Below are 18907 nucleotides of genomic sequence, written 5' to 3'. Positions count from 1 at the left end.
GTAGCCGATCAAGATCGACGAAAGTCTCTCACATCTGATCGACCATCCGAAATGTCCGGTCACGCGGTCAAAACGGGCTCACGGGCGGCCGCGCAGGAGCGAGACGCGGAACTCGCGCAGCTCACCCTCGGCGAACCCGCCCGCGATCGCCGGGTCCTCCGCCATGATCCGCCGCGCCGCCGCCTCGTCCGGGGCCTCGAAGATCGCGACGCCGGTGTTGACCTGGCCGAGCGTCGGGCCGGCCAGGACGAGGACGCCGTCGGCGAGGAGCCGCTGCAGGCGCTCGAAGTGCCGCCCCCACGCCGCCTTCTCCTCGTCGGTCATGGTCGCCGCGAAGTTCGGGCGCGGCGGGTGAATGAAGTAGATCCATTCCGACATCGTCCGATCGTCCCACAGTGCCCGTCACCAGCGCCGCCGCTGTGGTTCACGGCAGGGCGAGCGCCTCGGTCGGGGCGAGGCGGGCGGCCCGGATCGCCGGATAGAGGCCGGCGATCCCACCGATGGCGAGCGTGGCGCCGACGGCGACGCCCTGGGCCCAGCCCGGGACGGTGACCGGCCAGCCCTGACTCAGGGCGTAGCCGGTGGTGATCGCGACGCCGAGCAGGACCCCGCCGGCGCCGCCGAGGGCGGACAGCAGGATCGCCTCGGTGAGGAACTGGATGCGGATCTGGCCCTTGGTGGCGCCGAGCGCGCGGCGCCAGCCGATCTCGCCGCGGCGTTCGAGCACCGAGATGATCATCGTGTTGGCGACGCCGACCCCGCCGACCAGCAGCGCGACCGCGCCGAGGCCGAGCAGGAGGGCGGTGAAGGTCCGGTCGGTGGCCGCCTTGACCCGCAGGGCGTCGGACGGCCGCTCGACCCGGACCTCGTTCGGATGCGAAGGGTTCACCGTGCGGCCCAGTTTCGCGCGGACCTCGTCGATCGAGCCGGGGGCGATGCGGGTGTACACGGTGGTCAGGTGCCCGTCGAACCCGAGCTGGTCCTGGGCGACGGGCGCGCCGACGAAGGCGGCGCTGTCGAGCTCGGCGGCCAGCGGCACGGGCGCCAGGACCCCGATCACGGTGAACCACTGACCGCCGAGCCAGACGCGCGTGTCGGGGCCGGGGGCGCCGATGCCGAGGTACCGGGCGGCCGTGGCGCCGAGGACGACGGCGGTGGTGCGCTCGGTCGCGGGGTTGAGCCAGGCGCCGTCGGCGAGGGCCGCGCCGACGGCGGCCCGCAGGTCGGTGCGGGCGGCGAGGACGGCGATGCCGTTGGTGTTGCCCACCGGGACCCGGTCGGTCCGGTAGACGGCGGCCTTGACCTGGCCGGTGGCGGAGACGTGCTCGACGCCGGCGACGCGGGCGACCATGTCGACCGCCTCCGCCGGCAGCTGCGCCGGGTCCCCCTTCAGGTCGACGCCGGCGGTGACGGTCAGCAGGTTCGTGCCGTAGCGCTCGAGGCGCTGCGCCAGGTCGAGCCGGCTGGAGGCGGTGATGCCGACGACGGCCACCATCGCGGCGATGCCGATGGCGATGCCGAGCGCGGAGAGCACCGCACGGGCCGGGCGGGTGCGCAGCCCGATCGCGCCGACCCGGGCGACGTCCAGCGGGCGGAGCCGGGCCGGCCGCAGGTCGTGCTCGACGGGATCCGGCCCGCCCCGGGAGGCTGCCGTCACGGGATCACGCATCGTGCCCACCGGTCTGCCCCTCGACGATCCGCCCGTCGCGCATGACGACCTGCCGGGGCAGGCCGGCGGCCAGATCGCGGTCGTGGGTGATGACCAGGACGGTGGTGCCGGCCAGGTGCAGGTCCCGCAGCAGGAGCAGGACGCCGGCGCCGGCGGCGGTGTCGAGGTTGCCGGTCGGCTCGTCGGCCAGCAGCAGCGGCGGCGCGCCGACGACCGCGCGGGCGATCGCGACCCGCTGCCGTTCGCCGCCGGACAGCTCGTGGGGCCGGTGCGTCAGGCGGTGCCCGAGCCCGACGCGTTCGAGCGCGGCCTGGGCCCGCTCCCGGCGCTGCCGCAGCGGGATGCCGAGATACAGCAGTCCGTCGGCGACATTGTCCAGTGCCGCGACGCCGGTGGCGAGATGGAACTGCTGGAAGACGAACCCGATGGTGCGGGCCCGCAGGCCGGCGAGCCGGCGGTCCGGGAGGCCGGCGACGTCGTGCCCGGCCACCCGCACCCGGCCGCTGGTCGGCCGGTCGAGCGTGCCGGCGAGGTGCAGCATGGTCGACTTGCCGGAGCCGGACGGGCCGACGATCGCGACCAGTTCGCCGGGGCTGACGTCCAGGGAGACGCCGTCGAGGGCGACGACGCCGCCCGGGTACTCCTTGCGGACGTCGACGAGGGACAGGATGCTCATTGTCCGGCCACCCCCACCTGGGTGCCCTCGGCGAGACCGGCGGCGCCGATCTCGACCCGGCCCTGCGCGAACATGCCGACGGTGACCGGCACGACCCGGCGCCCGCCGCCGCTGAACACCTCCACGCCGTAGCCGTCGCCGACGGCCAGCAGCGCCACGATCGGCACGGTCAGGACGTCCTTCTTCTCGGCCCGCACGACGGTGACGTCGACGGCGTCGCCGTCGTCGCCGGTGAGCGCGGACTGGTCCGCCACGCTCACGGTGACGACGGTCTTGCGCTGGCCCTCGTCCTGCGCCGCGTTCACCGCGGTCATGCTGCCCTCGACGGGTCTGCCGGCGGCGGAGCGCACCTGCACCCTGGTGCCGACCTTGGCCACGGCGGCCTGCCGGGTCTCCAGTTCGACGGAGACCGTCCGGGTGGTTCCGGTCACCGTCAGCACCGGCGTGCCAGCGGCGGCCGGCTCGCCGACGCGCTGCTTCTGTTCGGCCACCCGGACCGGCGCGGCGACGTAGGCGACCCGGCCGAGTTCGACGGCGCCGGTCTCGGCCAGGCCGAGCTTCTTCTGCCACCGTTGCACGGCCACCGCTGTCGCGGCGTCGAAGACGGTGTCGACGGTGAAGCCCCGGTAGCCCAGGGCCCGCAGGTTCTCCTCGAACTGTTTGACGTCGGGGCCCTTGACGTTCACGGCGAGGTCCCGGTAGGCGGGGATGTCGCCGAGCAGCACCAGGACCGGCTGGTCGTCGACCCGGTAGGCGGCGTCGCCGCGCCGCAGGACGGTGCCCGGCGGGGGGACCTTGGTCAGGGTGCCGGTGAGCCGCCCGGCGAACGGTTCGGCGGCGCCGTAGCCGATCCTTCCGGTGAGGTGGACGGCGTCGACGAGCGTGGTGCGCGTGACCGGCGCGGTCTTCGGCGGCGGCGCGGACGGGGTGGTGTCACCGTGGCCGCGCCCGCCGTAGCCGAGGGTGGCCAGGACGGCGACCACGACGGTGGCGGTCCCGCCGACGACGCCGGTGACGATGCGCCGGCTCATCGCTTCGGCGCCGGGCTGCTGTCGGCGTCGCACGCGCGGGCGGCCTCCTCGAACCGCCGCATCGCCGCGGTGTCGTCCATCGGGATGCCGGGCAGCTGCTGCATGCCGTCGGCGGACGGGTCCGGATAGTCCAGGCCGTGGGCCCGCATGCACTGGGCGTAGCGCACCTGCTGCTCCAGCTCCGCGGCGGTCGGTTTGCGCGCCTCGCCGCCGTTGGGCAGGAACCTGCGACACGCCTCGAACGCCGCCCCGTCGGCGCCCAGGTCCAGCACCTCGGCGTCCCCCACCGGACCCGCGCTTTCCCCGCCGACGCCGTCACCGCCACCGCCACCGCCACCTGTCACGATGCCCCCGGCACCGGGGTCGGGCATGTCGACGCCGTTGTCACGCATGCACTGCGCGAACCGCAACGCCTGCTCCTGATCGCTGCCGGCCGAGGCCGGCGCGCCGTCGGGCCGGGCGGCCACGAACCACACCCCCGCACCGGCCAGCAGCACCGCGGCCAGCGCCAGCACCGGCACGAGGACCTTCAACTTCGTCATGCCGCCATCGTCGGGACCCGGGGGTGGCACCACCGTGTCGTCCGACCACACACGGATGCCACCTGGCCACGGCCAGAATGAGGGGATGACCAGGCTCACCATCCGCGGGCGACTCACGCTGTGGTACGCGGCCGTCTTCGCCGGCACGGGCGCCGCCGTGCTCGGGCTGATGTACCTGCTCGTGCGGCGCGAGCTCTTCACCGCCAGCGACGCCCTGGTCGCCACCCTCACCGAGGCCGACGGCACCACCCTCGTGCCCACCGGCACCGTCATCGAGGCCGAGCCGATCGCCGCGGTCGAGATGGCCACCACCACGGCCCGCACCGACGCGCTGCGCACGATCGTGTTCGAGACCGGCGGCGTGTTCGTCGCGCTGGCCGCCGTCTCGCTGGTGTTGTGCTGGCTGGTCGCCGGGCGGGCGCTGCGCCCGCTGCGGCAGATCACCAGCACCGCCGCCGCGCTGTCGCACGACACGATGGACGCCCGGATCGGGCTGCACGGACCACCCGACGAGCTGCGCACCCTGGCCGTCGCGTTCGACGCGATGCTCGACCGGCTCGCCCACGCGTTCCAGGGCCAGCGGCTGTTCGTCGCCAACGCGTCGCACGAGCTGCGCACGCCCCTGACCATCATCCGCACCGCCGCGGAGATGGCCCTGTCCCGCCCGGTCCGCACCGAGGAGCAGTACCGGCAGGCGCTGCAGACGGTCGTCACGGCCGCAGCCCGCAGCGACGCGATGCTCACCAGCCTGCTGCAGCTGGCGCAGACGCAGCGGGGCGCCGTGCGCCGGCCCGTCGACCTGGCCACCGCGGCCGCCGCCGCGATCGCCACCTGGCCGCCCGACGGGCCACTGCTGCACCACCGCCTGGCGCCGGCGCGCTGCACCGGCGACCCGGTCCAGCTGGAGCTGGTGCTGCGTAACCTCCTGGAGAACGCCGCGCGGTACAACATCGCCGGCGGCGAGGTGTGGCTGACCACCGGCACCGGCCATGACATGGGCACGGACAACGGCCCCGGCACCGGCCATGACATGGGCACGGACAACGGCCCCGGCACCGCCTGGCTGCGCGTCGACAACACCGGCCCGGTCGTGGCGCCGGCCGAGCTGCCCGCGCTGCGTCAGGCGTTCCAGCGGGGCGAGGGGCGCCGGGCCGGCGCGTCGGGCGCCGGGCTGGGGCTGGCGATCGTTGAGGCCGTCGCCGCCGCGCACGACGCCACCGTGACGGTCGTCCCGCGCGACGGCGGTGGCCTGTCCGTGACCGTCGCCGTGCCGGCCGGATGAGCGCCGTCCTGCGGGTCCTGGTGGTCGAGGACGACCCGGTCCTCGCCCAGCTGATCGCCGCCGGCCTGCGCGAGCACGACATGACCGTCGACGTCGTGCACGACGGTGCCGCCGCCGTCAGCCGGGTCACCGACGTGGCCGCGGACGTCGTCGTCCTCGACCGCGACCTGCCCGTCCTGCACGGCGACGACGTGACCCGGGCGCTCATCCGGCTCGGCTCGCCGGCGCGCATCCTCATGCTGACCGCCGCCGCGTCCCTGGACAGCCGCGTCGAGGGCCTGAACCTCGGCGCCGACGACTACCTCGCCAAACCGTTCGCGTTCGCCGAGCTGATCGCGCGGGTGACCGCGCTGGGCCGCCGGGCGCCGAACCGGATCCCGACCGTCCTGCACCGCGGTGACCTCACCGTCGACGTCGGGCGGCACGAGGTCCGCCGCGGCGGCCGGCCGGTCACCCTGACCCGCAAGGAGTTCGGTGTCCTCACCGAGCTGCTCCGCGCCGACGGCGAGATCGTCAGCGCGGAGCACCTCCTCAACCGGGTCTGGGACGAGCACGCCGACCCGTTCACCACCGCCGTGCGCACCACGGTCAAGACGCTGCGCCAGAAGCTCGGCGACCCCGACCCGATCGCCACGGTCGTCGGCCGCGGCTACCGCCTGGCGTGACCGGCCACCGCCGCCGTGACCGGCCGAGGCGGCCGGTCACGCCGGCACCAGCTGCCACTGCTGGTTCGTGCCGTTGTTGGCACCCCACTGCACGACCTGGGCGCCGTCGCTGCCGGACTGGCCGTAGACGTCGGCGAGCAGGCCACTGGCGACGTTGACGATCGTGTAGTAGCCGTCCGCGGCCGGCCGCAGGAACCACTGCTGGTTGGCCCCGCCGTTGGCCGACCACTGCTGCAGTGGCAGCCCCTCGGTGGTGCTGCCGCCGTTGACGTCGAGGACCTTCCCGGTCGGCCCGTAGCGCAAGGTGTACGCGCCGCCGGTGGCCGTGGCGATCGTCCACGCGCCGGCGCCGCTCTGCTGCACGACCGCGGCGCCGTCCGCGGTGGCGTTGCCGGCCACGGCGAGGGGCTTGCCGCTGTTGCGGTTGACGATGCGGTAGTTCGACCCGGCCACCACACCGGTGCTGATCTCGAACCGGTCGACGGTGGCCCAGTTGTGGCTCGCCCCGGCCCGCTGGTTGCCCGTCACCCGGACCCGGACCGTGTGGGTGCCGGACGCCAGCCGCGGGCTGGTCCACACCGTGACGTCGCCCTGGCGGGTCGCGGAGTACTCGTCGACGAGGGTTTCCGCGCCGCCGTCCACCGACACGGCGACGATGCCGTGGCCGGGGTCGGTGACCGCGCGCAACGCGACGCCGGTGCCGGTGAACGACAGGGTGGCGGTGCCGCCGGCGACGTCGGAGTAGGTGTTGGTGCCGGCGTACGGGCCGGACTCGCCGCTCGCCCGCGACCAGGTGCCGCCGTAGCCGATCCGCGGATCGGCGTCGTCCACAGTGGAGGAGTTCGCGCCGAGCGTGAGGTACTCCACCGCGTCGGTGAACACGGTGGCGCCGTTCTTGGTGGTGGACAGGGTCAGGTACACGCGGCTGCCGGAGGCGGGTGTGGTGAACGAGACCGGCTGGGTGACCCGGGAACCGAGCGGCACGGTGAGCGTCGCGTTCCCCGACGCGATCACCGTGCCGTCCGGCTGGTTGAGCCGCGCGGTCCACACCAGCCCGACGGCGGTGTTGCTGAAGTCGTCGTTGAACACGGTGATGTTCCGCGTCACCGGCGCGTTGTAGCCGTAGTTGTCCACGGCCTGCGGCAGCGGGAACGTGCCGTTGGCGTCGGAGATCCCGGACGCCGACCAGTAGGGCAGGTCGATCGCCGCGATCGGGTGGAAGCCGGCCTGGATGCGCTGGATCTGCGGGTTGCTCCACGGATCGGTGAGGTTGTCCGCGCCGTAGACCGGGCGGCCGCCCTCCTCGGGGACGAAGTCGGTGGTCCGCACGCCCGGCACGAACCCCGCCCAGCCCGACAGCAGGGTGTACGGCCGCAGGTCGCTGGCGTCCTTGCCCCGCTTGGCCGCGGTGAGCGTGGCGAACCACTCGAAGCCCTGCCTGGTGTTGCACTTCGGCCAGATGAACTCGGTCTCGCCGTCGGGGCGGCCGGGCGTGGACACGACCCGTTCGGTGTAGGCGCCGAGCCCGTCCAGGTAGTGCGGGAACGAGGCGAAGTTGGCGTACCGCATGTTCGGGTACCTGTTCGGGTCCTCACCGTCGACGATGACCGGCCGGGTGCCGTCGGTACCGTTCATGGCGGCGTACAGGTCCTGCTGGAACTGTTCGGTGTCGCCGCTGAGGCCGGGTTCGTTGCTCTGGCTCCAGCGCAGGACGGCCGGGTGGTTACGGTCGCGCAGCGTCAACGCCCGGGCGTGGTTCACCATGGTGTCGTGGCCGGCCTGGAAGTCCTCGCGGCCGTTGGAGCCGCGGATGGCGGTCTCGCCGACGAGCATCAGCCCCATCTCGTCGGCGACGTCCAGCATGTACGGGCTGGCCGGCTCCTGGTGGATGCGCACCACGTTGAAGTTGAGCCGCTGGTAGTTGTCCACCGCCTGCGGCCAGCCGCCGTTGCCCGCCGACGGTGGCAGGAACCCCGGCAGCGTGTCGAACGCGTCGCCGACACCACCGTTGTTGATCCGGTCGTAGTCCGCGCCCTGCAGGTTGTCGCCGCGGTAGTTCACCCGCACGCCGTTGAGGAAGTAGTACTCCCCGTTCTGCGTGCTCTCCCGGAACCCGAACCGGTACACCGCGTCGCTCACGCGTCCGTCGTCGGTCGTGGCGTGCACGGCCAGGCGGTGCAGCTGGGCCCGGTACCCCGAGCGGTACGGCACGTTCGGCCACCAGTAGGAGCTCGCGCCGAGGTTCCAGGCGACCGGGCCGACCGTCACCTTGACCGTCGAGTGCGCCGGCACGGACACGGTGCGGCCGGGCAGGCCCGGGTAGGCGAACGGCCCGCCGCCGTCGGAGGACAGCGCGCCGGCCAGCGTGACCGTGCGGGCGCCGGCCGAGGTGTTGGTCACCGACACGTCGTAGGTGAGGCTCTGGTTCGCCACCGAGGTGCGCACGAACGCGTCGCTGACGTGCACGGCCGGGTAGACGCGCAGGAACGCGGAGCGGAAGATGCCCTGCGGGACCGCCTCCGACCACTCCGCCGCGGTCGGCACCAGGTACTTGCCGTTGGCCGGGTTCTTCAACGCGTCGCGGCCCTTCACGTCCACGGTGATCGTGTGCGTCGTGCCGGGCGCCGCGAACGCGGTGATGTCGAACTTCGAGGGGGTGAACGCGGTCGTCTGCGTGGCCACCACCCGCCCGTCGACCGACAGCGTCGCCTGATGGTTCACCGCGCCGAACTCGATCCACGCCGACTGCGGCTGCCCGGAGTCGGGCACGGTGACCGTCCGGGAGTACACCGCGTGCGCGACGTCGGTGAACCCCTGCTTGTACCAGCCGCCGCCCGGCACGGCGATCGACGTCGTCGCCCGCCCCTCCGGGGTGAACGACCACTGGCCGGCCAGGTCCACCGAGGCCACCGCCGCGTTGCCGGCCGTGAACCCGTCGACGGCGGGCACCGCCGCCAACGCGTCGTGCTGCGCTCCGAGCATCACGGTGGCGGCTCCGGCGACCAGCGCGGCGGCGACGACGGAACGGCTCACCCTGGGACTGTGTTGCGGCATGGGGATCCTTTCGGCCGGTGCCGGTGGCACCGTGCGGCGGCGCTGGGAGACGGCGGGCGCGTCCTTGGCGGAGGAGCGGAGTGACGTGCTGCCACGCGATCGAAGAGGGTGTTCGGATCGCCCGGCCAGTCGGTGCACGCACGGCCGCCGTGCCGTGTTCTCGCCCCACCAGAGTTAACGCTCACATGACGGGTGTCAAGCGAAACCCGCCGATGCGTGCGGCGTGCCGGCCATGAGGACGGACAATTGCTCAACCATGCGAAAGTCCGGCTGAAGGACGCCGCCGTGTGAGCGGTCCCGCATCGTCGATCACCACGGGCGCAGCCCGGCGTCCACCTCGTGTTCATGTGCAGTTTCGATGGCGTTCAAAGGCTGCTCTGAGGTTCGGCTGCTTGTGTCCTGCTGTCAGCTGCCGTACTCAGATTGGCGACCACCATGCGATGGCCGTTCCGACGACGCGCCGTGCCGCCGGACCACTCCCCGGCCGGCGCACCGGACGCAGCCACCCTCCCGGCCGAGGTGGGCAACGACGACCACGTCGGTCACGCGCTGCGGGCGCCGAGCAGGTTGCACGCGTTCAACCGCTACGAGATCAAGTACCTGATGCCGGGCACCGCCCTGCCGGCGCTGCGCGCGGAGCTGGACCGCCGCCTCGACCGGGACAGCCACGGCACCGACGGCGGCTACGGCGTGTGGAGCACCTACTACGACACCCGGGACCTGCGGTGCTACTGGGAGAAGATCGAGGGGCTGAAGTTCCGGCGCAAGCTGCGCATCCGCCACTACGGCGACCGGTTCGGCGTCGACGACGACACCGACGTGTTCGTCGAGATCAAGCAGCGGGTCAACCGGGTCACGCAGAAACGGCGGGTCGCGCTGCCCTACCGGCTGGCGCTGCAGCTGTGCGACGGCCGGGAGATGGTCGAGCACGAGCCGGGCCAGCGGGCCTTCCTCGAGGAGGTGCTGGGGCTGGTCGGCCGCCTCGACCTGCGGCCGGTGGCCATGACGGGCTACCAGCGGGAGGCGTTCGTCGGCCGCGGTGCCGAGGCGGGCCTGCGGGTCACCGTCGACCAGCGGCTGCGCGGCCGGGACCGGGACTTCCACCTGGGCGCCGACGCCGAGAACCGGCTCATCGTCCCGGCCCGGCTCGCCGTCGTGGAGTTCAAGGCCAACGAACGGGTCCCGTACTGGCTGACCGACCTCGCCGCCGAGCTCAACCTGTCCGTCGCGCGGATCTCGAAGTACTGCCAGAGCGTCGAGGCGTTCGGACGCGCCCCCCGCTCGATCTTCCACGTCCCCGCCCGAAGCTCGAAAGAGGACTAACCCATGCCGTTCGACGTCCAGGACCTGTCCGGCACGTTCAGCGTCGGCGACATCGCCATCGCGCTGTCGCTGTCGTTCGTGCTCAGCGCCATGATCGGCTGGGTGTACCGGTTCACCCACCGCAACGTCTCCTACAGCCAGTCCTACGTGCAGACCCTCGTCATCCTCGGCATGCTCATCGCCCTGATCATGCTGGTGGTCGGCTCGAACATCGCCCGCGCGTTCGCGCTCGTCGGCGCGCTGTCCGTGGTGCGATTCCGCAACGCGATCAAGGAGACCCGCGACGTCGGGTTCATCTTCCTGGTCATGGGCGTCGGCATGGCCGCCGGCACCCGCTTCTACACCCTGGCCGTCGTCGCGGCGGTCGCGATCAGCCTCATCATCGTGGTGATGTTTCGGTTCAACTGGTTCGCCGCCAACGTCCAGCGGCAGGTCGTCAAGGTCCAGGTCCCGCCGGACGGCGGCCACACCGAGGGCATCCAGGACGTGCTCATCGCCCACACCAGCGAGTTCGAGCTGGTCAGCATGGAGTCGATCCGCGGCGGCGCCCTCACCGAGCTGATGTACACCGTCCGGCTCAAGAAGGGCCACGAGCCCGGCCAGCTCATCACCGCGCTCGGCGAGCGCACCAGCGGGCAGCGGGTGACGGTCCTGACCGGCTACGACCAGACGGACCTGTGATGCGCTCCCGGCTGCCACAGCGGTTGCTGCACCGGATCCCGGTCCGGATACGGCACTACTGGAAGCTGCTCGCGGTCTGCGCCGCGTTCCTGGTCGCGTGCGCGGTGGTGTTCAGCACCGTGCGGGTCGCGCCGCTGGTCACCAGCCCCAGCGACAACACCGGCGACCAGGTCGTCGAGGACGTCGCGGGGACCACCGACCTGTTCGACGAGACGAAGGCCCACACGGTCACGCTGACCTTCAAGGACGCCGACTACCAGCGGTTGCTCGACGAGTTCTGGGACGAGGGCGAGAAGGAGTTCCTCGAGGCCGACATCACCATCGACGGCACCCGCCTGGACAGCGTCGGCATCCGGCTCAAGGGCAACTCCACCCTCTCGGGGCTAACCCGTAACGGCCAGTCCCGCCCGGGCGGGTTCGGCCCCGGCGGCAGGCAGGGCGGGCAGCTCCCGCAGCGCAACGGCAACGGCGTTTTCCCGGGCGGCGGCCTCCCGGGCGGACTGCCGGGTGCCGGCCCGCAGGGCGGTGCCGCGCCGGGCGGCGCTGCCCCGGGCGGCGCCGCTCCGGGCGGGTTCAGGCCGGGCGGCGGGTTCGGCATGTCGTCGCTCAAGGCTGAGGAGCCGGAGACCCTGCCGTGGCTGATCCGCTTCGACGAGTTCGTCGACGGCCGCCGCTACCAGGGCCACCGTGAGATCGCCGTGCGCGTCGCCGGCATGGGCGGCGGCTCCACCGTGCTCAACGAGGCCGTCTCCCTCAACGTCCTCGCCGCCGCCGATCAGACCGCCCAGCGCTACGCGTACACCAGTTTCACCGTCAACGACCGGCCGACCACGGCCCGGCTCATCGTGGAACACCCCGACGAGGACTTCGCCGACACCCTCGGCGGGTCCGGTGTGCTCTACAAGAGCCTCGCCACCAGCCAGTTCACCGACCAGGGCGACGACCCCACCGACTACGCCGACGACTTCAAGCAGATCACCAAGAAGGGCAGCCAGGACCTCCAGCCGGTCATCGACCTGATCCAGTGGGTGAACAGCGCCTCCGCCGCCGACTTCGACAAGCACCTCGCCGAGCATGTCGACGTGGGGTCGTTCGCCAACTACGTCGCCGCGCAGAACCTGCTGCTCAACGGTGACGACATGGCTGGGCCGGGCCGCAACTACTACCTCTGGTACGACCTGAGGACCAAACGGTTCTCCGTCGTCGGCTGGGACTACAACCTCTCCTTCTCCGGCAGCGCCACCACCGGCCCGCACGACAGCACCTCCATGGGCGGCGGGCGCGGCTTCGGTGGGATGGGCGGCAACAAGCTCAAGGAACGGTTCCTGGCCAGCACGGCGTTCAAGGCGACCTACGACGACGCCTACCGCAGTCTGTACAAGAAGATCTACGCCGGCGCGGACGCCCTGAACATCCTCGACGGCATCACCAAGGTCCTCGGCACCGTCGAGGGCAACAACGCCGACAGGACCAGGTCCGACGCCGAAACGCTGCGCGACCTCATCGTGCAGCGCACCGAACACCTCGCCGGCGACGCCGTCATCACCGGAGGCTGACCGAGGAAACCACGGCAATGGCGCTCAACCCGACCGCAGCGACGACGAGGCTGATCCGCAGGCCGGCCCCGAAGCCGGGGTGGAGCGGGCCATCCGGAAGAGATACGGTTCTCGATCGGTGACGTGGGTACGGGGGAGCTCACCGGACGCTCCCCCGCCATGGGCGGATCTGGAGGCTGGTGCGATGTCGGGGAACGGCAACGGGTGGCCGCCGGCCGGCGAGCAGGAGCAGCCGCTCTGGGACGGGTTCCCGCCCGACACCGTCGAGCGCAGGCTGGTGTCCGGCCCGGCACCGGCACGGACGCAGGTGTGGGGCCCTGCGGTCGCCGACGACCAGGGCACCGCCGAGCTTCCCCTGGTGGTGCCGCCGGGCGCGGCACCGGCCCCCGCCGTCCCCGCCCCACCGTCCGCGGCCCAGCCGACGCCCACGCCCGCGCCACCGCTCGCGACCTCCGAACCACCGCCCATGACGCCGCCCGCGCCGCCGCTCGTGACCTCTGGGCCGCCGCCCATGACCTCCGCGCCGCCGCTCGTGACGCCCGGGCCGCCGCTCTGGACCTCCGGGCCGCCGCTCGTGACGTCTTCGCAACCGTTCGCGGCCCCGGCGCCGTTCGGCGACGTGGACGCTCCGCCGGCTCGGCGCGGGCGCACCGGCCTCGTCCTCGCCGCCGCGCTGACGTTGCTGGTGGTGGTCGGCACCGTCGTGGCCGTCACGCTGTCCTGGTCCGGCGGAAACGCCCCGCCGGCCGCCGTGCAGGAGACGGACCCGTCCAGGGGCGGCAACGAGGCCGTCGGCGCGTCCGACCCGGCGAACGGCGACCGTGACCCCGCGTCGCCGCTGCCGAGCGTCTCGACGCCGCCCGCCCAGCTGAAGCCCGGTTTCCGGCTGAACGCCGGGCAGGCGCTGCGCTCGCCCAACGGCAACTACACGCTCACCCAGCAGCCGGACGGCAACCTCGTCCTCGCCGACGGCGCCAAGCAGGTGCGGTGGACGTCGCAGACGCCCGCGAACCCCGGCGCCTACACCAGCTTCGAGCGCGACGGCGACCTGGCCGTGCACGCCAAGGGCGGCGGCGTCCTGTGGCGCAGCGCCACCGGCGGCAAGGGCACCCTGCTCGAGGTGCGCGACGACGGCAACGCCGTGGTGTCGCAGGCCGGCAACCAGGAAGCATGGTCCAGCCAGGCCGAGCGGGCACGGCTGTACCCGGGCCAGGCGCTGATCTCCGGCCAGCAGCGCCGCACCCCCGACGGGCGGTTCACGCTCGCGCAGTACCCCGACGGCAACCTCGTGGTCGTCACCGCCGACAAGAAGGTCATCTGGAGCTCGCAGACCAGCGGCCACTCCGGCGCCGTGACGCAGATGCAGAACGACGGCAATCTCGTCGTGTACGACACCGCCAAGCAGCCCCTGTGGTCGTCGGGCACCTACGGCGGCACCGGCGTCGCGGCCGTGCTCAACGCCGACGGCAACCTCGTCCTCACCACCGGCGGCAAGGTCCTGTGGGCCACGACGACCGACGGCGTCAGCAAGCTGACCGCCGGCCAGCGCCTCCTGTCCGGCCAGTCCCGCTCGGCCCCGAAGGGCGGCTACACGCTGCTGCAGCAGCCCGACGGCAACCTGGTGCTGCAGAGCTCCGCGAAGGCCGTCGTCTGGCGCAGCGGCACCGGCGGCCATCCCGGCGCGTCGACACGCATGCAGACCGACGGCAACCTCGTGGTCTACGACCCCGCGGGGAAGGTCCTGTGGAGCACCGCGACCTACGGCAAGGACGCCACCTACCTGCTGGTCCAGGACGACGGCTCGGCCGTGCTCTACACCGCGGCCAAGAAGGCGGTATGGACCAGCAGGACGGCCTGAGCGCCCCTACGAGGTCTTCGAGGTGGCGTTGGTGAGAGTCGACAGGCACTGGGCGGTCATCTGGAACCCGCCGTGCCCCACTTGATGGCGTCCAAGGACGCGAAGGCGGTCTTGTCGTAGTCGATGTCCCAGCCGAGCGTGTTGATGTCGGTCAGCCACACGCCCAGGGCCAGCACGAAGTCCGACTGGTGGGCCAGGTCCTTGACCTGGCCCGAGGACGCCGCGCACAGCGTGCCCGCGGAGTGTACTGCTGGTCAGTAGTCACTTGCCCCTCCGAACAGCCGCGGCAGGTAGATGTCGAAGATGCCCGGGCACTTGCGCTCGGGGTACCGGCGCAGCATGAAGTCCTTGAAGGCCTCGCCGGTCCGGCCGCTCGCGATCGCCTGGCCGGCCGCGTCGAGATACTCGATGTTGCGGGCGACCTCGTTCTTGTCCGCCGGGAGCCCGTGGCCGGGCAGGAACAGCTCGTAGTCCGACAGCAGCATGTCCCGCAGGACCCGGCTCCACTTGCGCAGGTGGCTGGTCAGGTAGAGGTGCGTGCCGCTGTACACCAGGTCCTGGACGAACTGCACGCCCAGCTCGGGCAGTTTGACGGTGAGCATGGCGTCGATCTCGGTGTCCGTCACCTCCTCGAAGAGGTAGGTCACGCCGCCGACGATGTCCTCGCCGGGTTTGACGAGCTCCTGCGGCACGACCACGGTGTCCGGGGCCAGGTTGCCCAGCTTCCAGTGGTCGTTCCTCGAGTCCTCGCCGTGGTCCTTGATGAAGGTCGCGGTCTCGGCCAGGGCGTAGACCGGGACGTCGCCGAACGCGGTGCCCAAGCCGAACCAGTGATCCGGGTGCCGGTGCGACACGTACAGCCGCTCGATCGGCTTGCCGAGGCCGTCCGCGTAGTCCCGGAACTGCCGCGCGTAGGGGGCGAGGAACTGCGCGTCGATCAGGACCAGCCCGCTGCGGCTCTCGACGATGTGGGTGGCGTTGGCGATGTTGTCGTCCTCGAACGACGCGACGAACGTGTGGATGCGCACGTCACCGGCCCGCTTGACGACCATCGTGATGGGGTCCGACAGCTGCGCCGGCATCAGGCACCTCCGAACCGGGCGAGCTGCTCGCGCAGCGTCTCCAGGCCGGCCTTCGCGATGTCGTAGGCGCTGGGGCGGCCCGGCTCCGGGGCGTCCTCGCCGGGCCGCCAGAAGCGCCGCCGGGCCATCCGCATGCCGCTGTCCAGGGGCGGGATCGCGTTGAACACCTCGACCAGGTAGGGCCCGTCGTACACCGGCTCGATCTCGCCCAGGAGGGCGTCCCATGGGATCCAGCTGTCGTGCACGGCGCCGCGGTCGGGCGCGGAGATGTGGATGTAGTACAGCCGGTCGTGTTGCACGGCCCGAGCCACGTTGCGTTTGAAGACCGACGGGCCCTGGCTCTCCATCACCACCTGGGCGGTGTCGATGGTCACGCCGCCCGGCAGCCGGTCGGCGCCCGAGGCGCCGTCGAGGAAGTCCAGCGCCTCCGACACCATGTTGGGCGGCGGCGTCTCCCAGCTCTTCACCGGTTCGATGGCGAGCTTCACGTGTTTCGTCGCGGCGTACTCCCCCAGTTCCTGGAAGACGGACCGCGCCGCCAGGAACCGCGGCTCCATCCAGTCCAGCAGGGCGTCGCTCCAGATGCCGTCGCCGTTGTCGGTGAGCGGGAAGGCGCCGTACGGGTACAGGAACGGCCCCGACATGATCGAGTCGCCGCCGAGGACCGAGGTGATGTCGACCCGCGACTTGAGATACGCCAGGGCCTCCTTGCGCTGTTCCTCATACGGTGAGGTCGGGTCGAAGGTCCGCGTGGTGCCGACGTTGGTGGTGAACTTCGCGTCCCGCAGGCCGGCCTTGTCGAAGGCCTTCTTCAGGCCGAGGTAGCTGTCGACCTCGAGCTTGTGGTCGACGCTCGGCGGCTGCGCGGCGATGTGCAGGTCGAAGCCGTCGTAGCCCATGTCGGTGAGGGCCTGCATGTGGTTGATCAGGGTCTTGGTGTAGGCCGTGTCGTCGGGCCTGGCATCGACCGTGAACATGAAGAAGCTGAAGTAGATCTCCGGTCGTTCCATCGTTACCACCCCAGGACGTCGGTGAGATACGCGCGGGCCTTCTTCGCGTACTCGAGCGGGTTCGCCTTGTTCGGGTCCTGCTCCGCCTCCACGACCAGCCACCCCTGGTAGTCGGCGTCGGCGAGGACCTGCAGGATCGGCCGGAAGTCGATCGCGCCGTCGCCGGGCACGGTGAACACGCCGAGCTCGACGCCCTCCTGGAACGACAGGCCCTCCTCCCGGACCCGGCTCACCACCTCCGGCCGGATGCTCTTGAGGTGGACGTGGCCGATCCGCTCGGCGTGCGCCCGGGCCAGGTCGAGGGGATCGTCGCCGGCGAAGGCGATGTGCGCGGTGTCCAGCAGGAGGTGTACGAGCGAAGGGTCGGTCGAGGCCATCAGCCGGTCGACGTCGGCCCGGGTCATGACCCCGGTGCCCATGTGGTGGTGGTAGCTGAGCTTCATCCCGGCCGAGTTGGCGATCTTGCCGAGGTGTTCCAGGCCGGAGGTGAGCGCGTCCCACTGGGCGTCGGTGAACACCGGCCGGTTGGCGAACACGTCGATCGGCAACAGGTGCGAGGACGCCCCGAACTCGGCCACGACCAGCTCGGTCCCGCCGAGGGCCTTGATCCGGGCGAGGGTGTCCTCGAAGCTGTCGATCGTCTTCTGCCGCATCTCGTCGATCGTGAAGTAGGTGCTGGTCCACGGCTCGGAGATCTCCAGGCCCCGCAGGTCGAGCGCGGCCTTGAGCGCGGCCGGGTCGGAGGGGTACTTGTGCCCGATGCTGCAGCCCTGGAAGCCGGCGAGGGCCATCTCGCTCACGGCCTGGCCGAAGGAGATGTCGGCGTCGATGGTCGGGAAGTCGTCGTTCCACCACAGGGTGCAGCAGACGCCCAGTTTCACCCGGTCCGGGCCGAGGCGTTCGGCCAGTGCTGCCGTCATTTCGATGCCCCTTTCAGGTAACGCTCGTCGATGCGGGGTGGTTCGGCCCAGGACCCGTAGCCGGGCGCCTTGGCGCCGGGCGGGTTCGCCCCGATCGCCCGCCACAGCAGCCCCTCCTGGTAGGAGGCGGCGGTGACGGCGGAGGCCTCGGCCGCCGCCTGGGCACCGAACCGGTCGGTCCACTCGGGTGGCAGGCCGTACCACATGCCGGCGAACCAGAGCTTGATCACGGCCCGGGCGACCGGGCCCAGCCGGTCGTCGCTGAGCACCTGGTGCCGCAGCGCCCGGTCGAAGCCTTCGGGGTCGGCCCGGGCGGCCCGGTGCGCCGCGAGGAGGTCGGCGACCACCGCGTCGCCGCACGCGGCCCGGACCTTCTCCAGGTACTGCTCGCTCAGGCCGGTGCCGCGCAGGTCGGTCTCAGCAAATGCGGTCAGGTCGACCGACAGCGCGAGGAAGTCCTCCAACAATGGCGCGGGCGCGGTCATGCCGTCACCGCCTCGAACACCGGCACCTCGAACGTCGGCGCGGCGTTCAGGCCGCCGCTGCCGGGCAGCGGGTTGCGCATCAGCCGGTTGAAGCCGTCGCGGAGCCGGAACATGTGCCAGACCGCCTCCTGCAGCAGCGGCGGTTCGCCGTTGAACGCCCTGGTCAGCAGCGCCAGGAACCGGCCGTAGTCGGCGTTGAACGCCTCGGCCACGGCGCGCAGCTCGGAGTCCGGCGGGTAGTCCGCCAGCCGCGCGCTCGTCTTGACCTGGAACACCGTGTCCCAGTCGACGCTCAGCGGCGGGCCCGACGGCCGCTCGGAGTGGTCGCCCGGCTGGTAGTAGTGGCCCAGCTGCAGCTGCCGGAACCGGTAGTAGTGCGCCAGTTCGCCGTCGGCGTCGTACAGGCCGCTGTCGGAGCCCTCGCCCTGGTCGGCGATGAACTGCAGGGCGTCGCGCGCCGTGTCGAGGTCGTGCACCGGCTTGATCGTGCCGCCGCCGGAGTAGAAGTACTCGGGCCCGACCTGGCGGGCCGGGTCACCGCGGAACAGCCCCGGGTCGGCCTTCGCCAGCCGTTCGAGCCCCGCGATGATCTCGGCGTAGAACTCGCCGATGCTGAAGAAGTGCATGCCGTCGACGGTCGGGCTGGCCGCCAGCATGGTCTTGCCCGGGTCCGTCCGCACCAGGCGGGAACCGGCGGCCGGGGCCTTGCCGGGCCGCTCGATCTGGCAGAAGGTGTCGATCGCCGCCGGGGAGAACGACCGCAGGTCGACGAAGAAGTCGTCCTCGCCGTCGGGCAGGCGCGCCGGGTACCGCGGCACGAACCCCTCGCGGGTCAGGTCGGGTTGCCCGCCGACGGCGTTGAGCACGTTGGCGGCGAGCGTGAGGTGCAGCATCTCCTCGACCGCCACCACCCGGATGATGTGGGCCGCGTCGGAGTTCGTGGTGGAGTCGATCGAGTAGTACGCGGTGAGGTACGGCGGGATCGTCGCGTGCTCCAGGGCCATCGCGGCGTCCAGGTAGGCGATGAGGTCGTCCCGGTTCTTGATCGTGTCCCCGGTCATGCGTCCTCACTT

17 protein-coding genes are annotated in these 18907 nt (G+C 71.9%); 6 read left to right on the top strand and 11 right to left on the bottom strand.

Features of this window, described 5'->3' with window-relative positions; translation table 11 throughout:
- Window positions 1-78: 78 nt before the first annotated feature.
- Genes Dsi01nite_RS05835 through Dsi01nite_RS05815 form a run of 5 tightly spaced genes read right to left on the bottom strand, consistent with a single transcriptional unit; the run spans window position 79 to window position 3918 of the window.
- Window positions 79-378 carry a YciI family protein gene (locus Dsi01nite_RS05835; RefSeq protein ID WP_203844991.1) on the bottom strand — a complete coding sequence of 100 codons (300 nt, stop codon included), beginning with the start codon at window positions 376-378 and terminating at the stop codon, window positions 79-81.
- 46 nt (window positions 379-424) lie between these two features.
- A complete protein-coding gene (locus Dsi01nite_RS05830) occupies window positions 425-1669 on the bottom strand; it encodes an ABC transporter permease (protein WP_203844990.1) in 1245 nt (414 codons plus the stop codon).
- The gene (locus Dsi01nite_RS05825; RefSeq protein ID WP_203845021.1) at window positions 1662-2339 is read right to left on the bottom strand and encodes an ABC transporter ATP-binding protein; all 678 of its coding nucleotides are present in this window, start codon (window positions 2337-2339) and stop codon (window positions 1662-1664) included. Before Dsi01nite_RS05825 ends, Dsi01nite_RS05830 begins: the two co-directional genes overlap by 8 nt.
- A 2-nt stretch (window positions 2340-2341) precedes the next feature.
- Window positions 2342-3409 carry an efflux RND transporter periplasmic adaptor subunit gene (locus Dsi01nite_RS05820; RefSeq protein ID WP_203844989.1) on the bottom strand — a complete coding sequence of 356 codons (1068 nt, stop codon included), beginning with the start codon at window positions 3407-3409 and terminating at the stop codon, window positions 2342-2344.
- Window positions 3373-3918, bottom strand: a complete 546-nt coding sequence (locus Dsi01nite_RS05815) for a hypothetical protein (protein WP_203844988.1) — start codon at window positions 3916-3918, stop codon at window positions 3373-3375. The genes Dsi01nite_RS05820 and Dsi01nite_RS05815 overlap by 37 nt, the downstream gene beginning before the upstream one ends.
- 85 nt (window positions 3919-4003) lie before the next feature.
- Here Dsi01nite_RS05815 and Dsi01nite_RS05810 point away from each other — a divergent pair, with 85 nt between their 5' ends.
- A complete protein-coding gene (locus Dsi01nite_RS05810; RefSeq protein WP_203844987.1) occupies window positions 4004-5200 on the top strand; it encodes a HAMP domain-containing sensor histidine kinase in 1197 nt (398 codons plus the stop codon).
- A gap of 8 nt (window positions 5201-5208) precedes the next feature.
- Entirely contained in the window at window positions 5209-5865 is a 657-nt protein-coding gene (locus Dsi01nite_RS05805) for a response regulator transcription factor (protein WP_203845020.1), read from the top strand.
- 36 nt (window positions 5866-5901) lie between these two features.
- Here the strand turns inward: Dsi01nite_RS05805 and Dsi01nite_RS05800 are convergent, their stop codons facing one another.
- Window positions 5902-8898, bottom strand: coding sequence for an RICIN domain-containing protein (locus Dsi01nite_RS05800; RefSeq protein WP_239135716.1), 2997 nt, complete (start codon window positions 8896-8898; stop codon window positions 5902-5904).
- 456 nt (window positions 8899-9354) lie between these two features.
- Here Dsi01nite_RS05800 and Dsi01nite_RS05795 point away from each other — a divergent pair, with 456 nt between their 5' ends.
- From Dsi01nite_RS05795 to Dsi01nite_RS05780, 4 genes are all read left to right on the top strand, one after another.
- On the top strand, window positions 9355-10242 hold the full coding sequence (locus Dsi01nite_RS05795; RefSeq protein ID WP_203844985.1) for a polyphosphate polymerase domain-containing protein: 888 nt from the start codon (window positions 9355-9357) through the stop codon (window positions 10240-10242).
- 3 nt (window positions 10243-10245) lie between these two features.
- Window positions 10246-10923: a DUF4956 domain-containing protein gene (locus Dsi01nite_RS05790; protein ID WP_203844984.1), complete on the top strand. Its 678-nt coding sequence runs from the start codon at window positions 10246-10248 to the stop codon at window positions 10921-10923.
- Entirely contained in the window at window positions 10923-12479 is a 1557-nt protein-coding gene (locus Dsi01nite_RS05785; protein WP_203844983.1) for a CotH kinase family protein, read from the top strand. Before Dsi01nite_RS05790 ends, Dsi01nite_RS05785 begins: the two co-directional genes overlap by 1 nt.
- Before the next feature lie 184 nt (window positions 12480-12663).
- Window positions 12664-14337: a hypothetical protein gene (locus Dsi01nite_RS05780; protein ID WP_203844982.1), complete on the top strand. Its 1674-nt coding sequence runs from the start codon at window positions 12664-12666 to the stop codon at window positions 14335-14337.
- A 254-nt stretch (window positions 14338-14591) separates the two neighbouring features.
- Here the strand turns inward: Dsi01nite_RS05780 and Dsi01nite_RS05775 are convergent, their stop codons facing one another.
- The 5 genes from Dsi01nite_RS05775 to Dsi01nite_RS05755 are packed head-to-tail and all read right to left on the bottom strand — an operon-like array spanning window position 14592 to window position 18895.
- Window positions 14592-15419: an MBL fold metallo-hydrolase gene (locus Dsi01nite_RS05775; RefSeq protein WP_203844981.1), complete on the bottom strand. Its 828-nt coding sequence runs from the start codon at window positions 15417-15419 to the stop codon at window positions 14592-14594.
- Window positions 15419-16429 (bottom strand): sugar phosphate isomerase/epimerase family protein, encoded by a 1011-nt coding sequence (locus Dsi01nite_RS05770; protein ID WP_203844980.1) that lies wholly within the window; start codon window positions 16427-16429, stop codon window positions 15419-15421. The genes Dsi01nite_RS05775 and Dsi01nite_RS05770 overlap by 1 nt, the downstream gene beginning before the upstream one ends.
- Before the next feature lie 2 nt (window positions 16430-16431).
- Entirely contained in the window at window positions 16432-17349 is a 918-nt protein-coding gene (gene iolE / locus Dsi01nite_RS05765; protein ID WP_203844979.1) for a myo-inosose-2 dehydratase, read from the bottom strand.
- A complete protein-coding gene (locus tag Dsi01nite_RS05760; RefSeq protein WP_203844978.1) occupies window positions 17346-17834 on the bottom strand; it encodes a hypothetical protein in 489 nt (162 codons plus the stop codon). Before Dsi01nite_RS05760 ends, iolE begins: the two co-directional genes overlap by 4 nt.
- A complete protein-coding gene (locus Dsi01nite_RS05755) occupies window positions 17831-18895 on the bottom strand; it encodes a ferritin-like domain-containing protein (protein WP_203844977.1) in 1065 nt (354 codons plus the stop codon). The genes Dsi01nite_RS05760 and Dsi01nite_RS05755 overlap by 4 nt, the downstream gene beginning before the upstream one ends.
- Between the last annotated feature and the right edge of the window lie 12 nt (window positions 18896-18907).

This window comes from Dactylosporangium siamense (assembly GCF_016862795.1).
Classification (GTDB): Bacteria; Actinomycetota; Actinomycetes; order Mycobacteriales; family Micromonosporaceae; genus Dactylosporangium; species Dactylosporangium siamense.
The sequence above is the reverse complement of the archived record's forward strand: the minus strand, read 5'-3'. Positions and strand labels throughout refer to the sequence as shown.

What these genes read in the sequence shown, in the direction of transcription:
- Dsi01nite_RS05815 (WP_203844988.1), bottom strand. Translation starts at nt 3,918, where the DNA reads ATGACGAAGTTGAAGGTCCTCGTGCCGGTGCTGGCGCTGGCCGCGGTG.
- Dsi01nite_RS05790 (WP_203844984.1), top strand. Translation starts at nt 10,246, where the DNA reads ATGCCGTTCGACGTCCAGGACCTGTCCGGCACGTTCAGCGTCGGCGAC.
- Dsi01nite_RS05755 (WP_203844977.1), bottom strand. Translation starts at nt 18,895, where the DNA reads ATGACCGGGGACACGATCAAGAACCGGGACGACCTCATCGCCTACCTG.
- Dsi01nite_RS05775 (WP_203844981.1), bottom strand. Translation starts at nt 15,419, where the DNA reads ATGCCGGCGCAGCTGTCGGACCCCATCACGATGGTCGTCAAGCGGGCC.
- iolE (WP_203844979.1), bottom strand. Translation starts at nt 17,349, where the DNA reads ATGACGGCAGCACTGGCCGAACGCCTCGGCCCGGACCGGGTGAAACTG.
- Dsi01nite_RS05780 (WP_203844982.1), top strand. Translation starts at nt 12,664, where the DNA reads ATGTCGGGGAACGGCAACGGGTGGCCGCCGGCCGGCGAGCAGGAGCAG.
- Dsi01nite_RS05760 (WP_203844978.1), bottom strand. Translation starts at nt 17,834, where the DNA reads ATGACCGCGCCCGCGCCATTGTTGGAGGACTTCCTCGCGCTGTCGGTC.
- Dsi01nite_RS05785 (WP_203844983.1), top strand. Translation starts at nt 10,923, where the DNA reads ATGCGCTCCCGGCTGCCACAGCGGTTGCTGCACCGGATCCCGGTCCGG.
- Dsi01nite_RS05830 (WP_203844990.1), bottom strand. Translation starts at nt 1,669, where the DNA reads ATGCGTGATCCCGTGACGGCAGCCTCCCGGGGCGGGCCGGATCCCGTC.
- Dsi01nite_RS05770 (WP_203844980.1), bottom strand. Translation starts at nt 16,429, where the DNA reads ATGGAACGACCGGAGATCTACTTCAGCTTCTTCATGTTCACGGTCGAT.
- Dsi01nite_RS05835 (WP_203844991.1), bottom strand. Translation starts at nt 378, where the DNA reads ATGTCGGAATGGATCTACTTCATTCACCCGCCGCGCCCGAACTTCGCG.
- Dsi01nite_RS05810 (WP_203844987.1), top strand. Translation starts at nt 4,004, where the DNA reads ATGACCAGGCTCACCATCCGCGGGCGACTCACGCTGTGGTACGCGGCC.
- Dsi01nite_RS05795 (WP_203844985.1), top strand. Translation starts at nt 9,355, where the DNA reads ATGCGATGGCCGTTCCGACGACGCGCCGTGCCGCCGGACCACTCCCCG.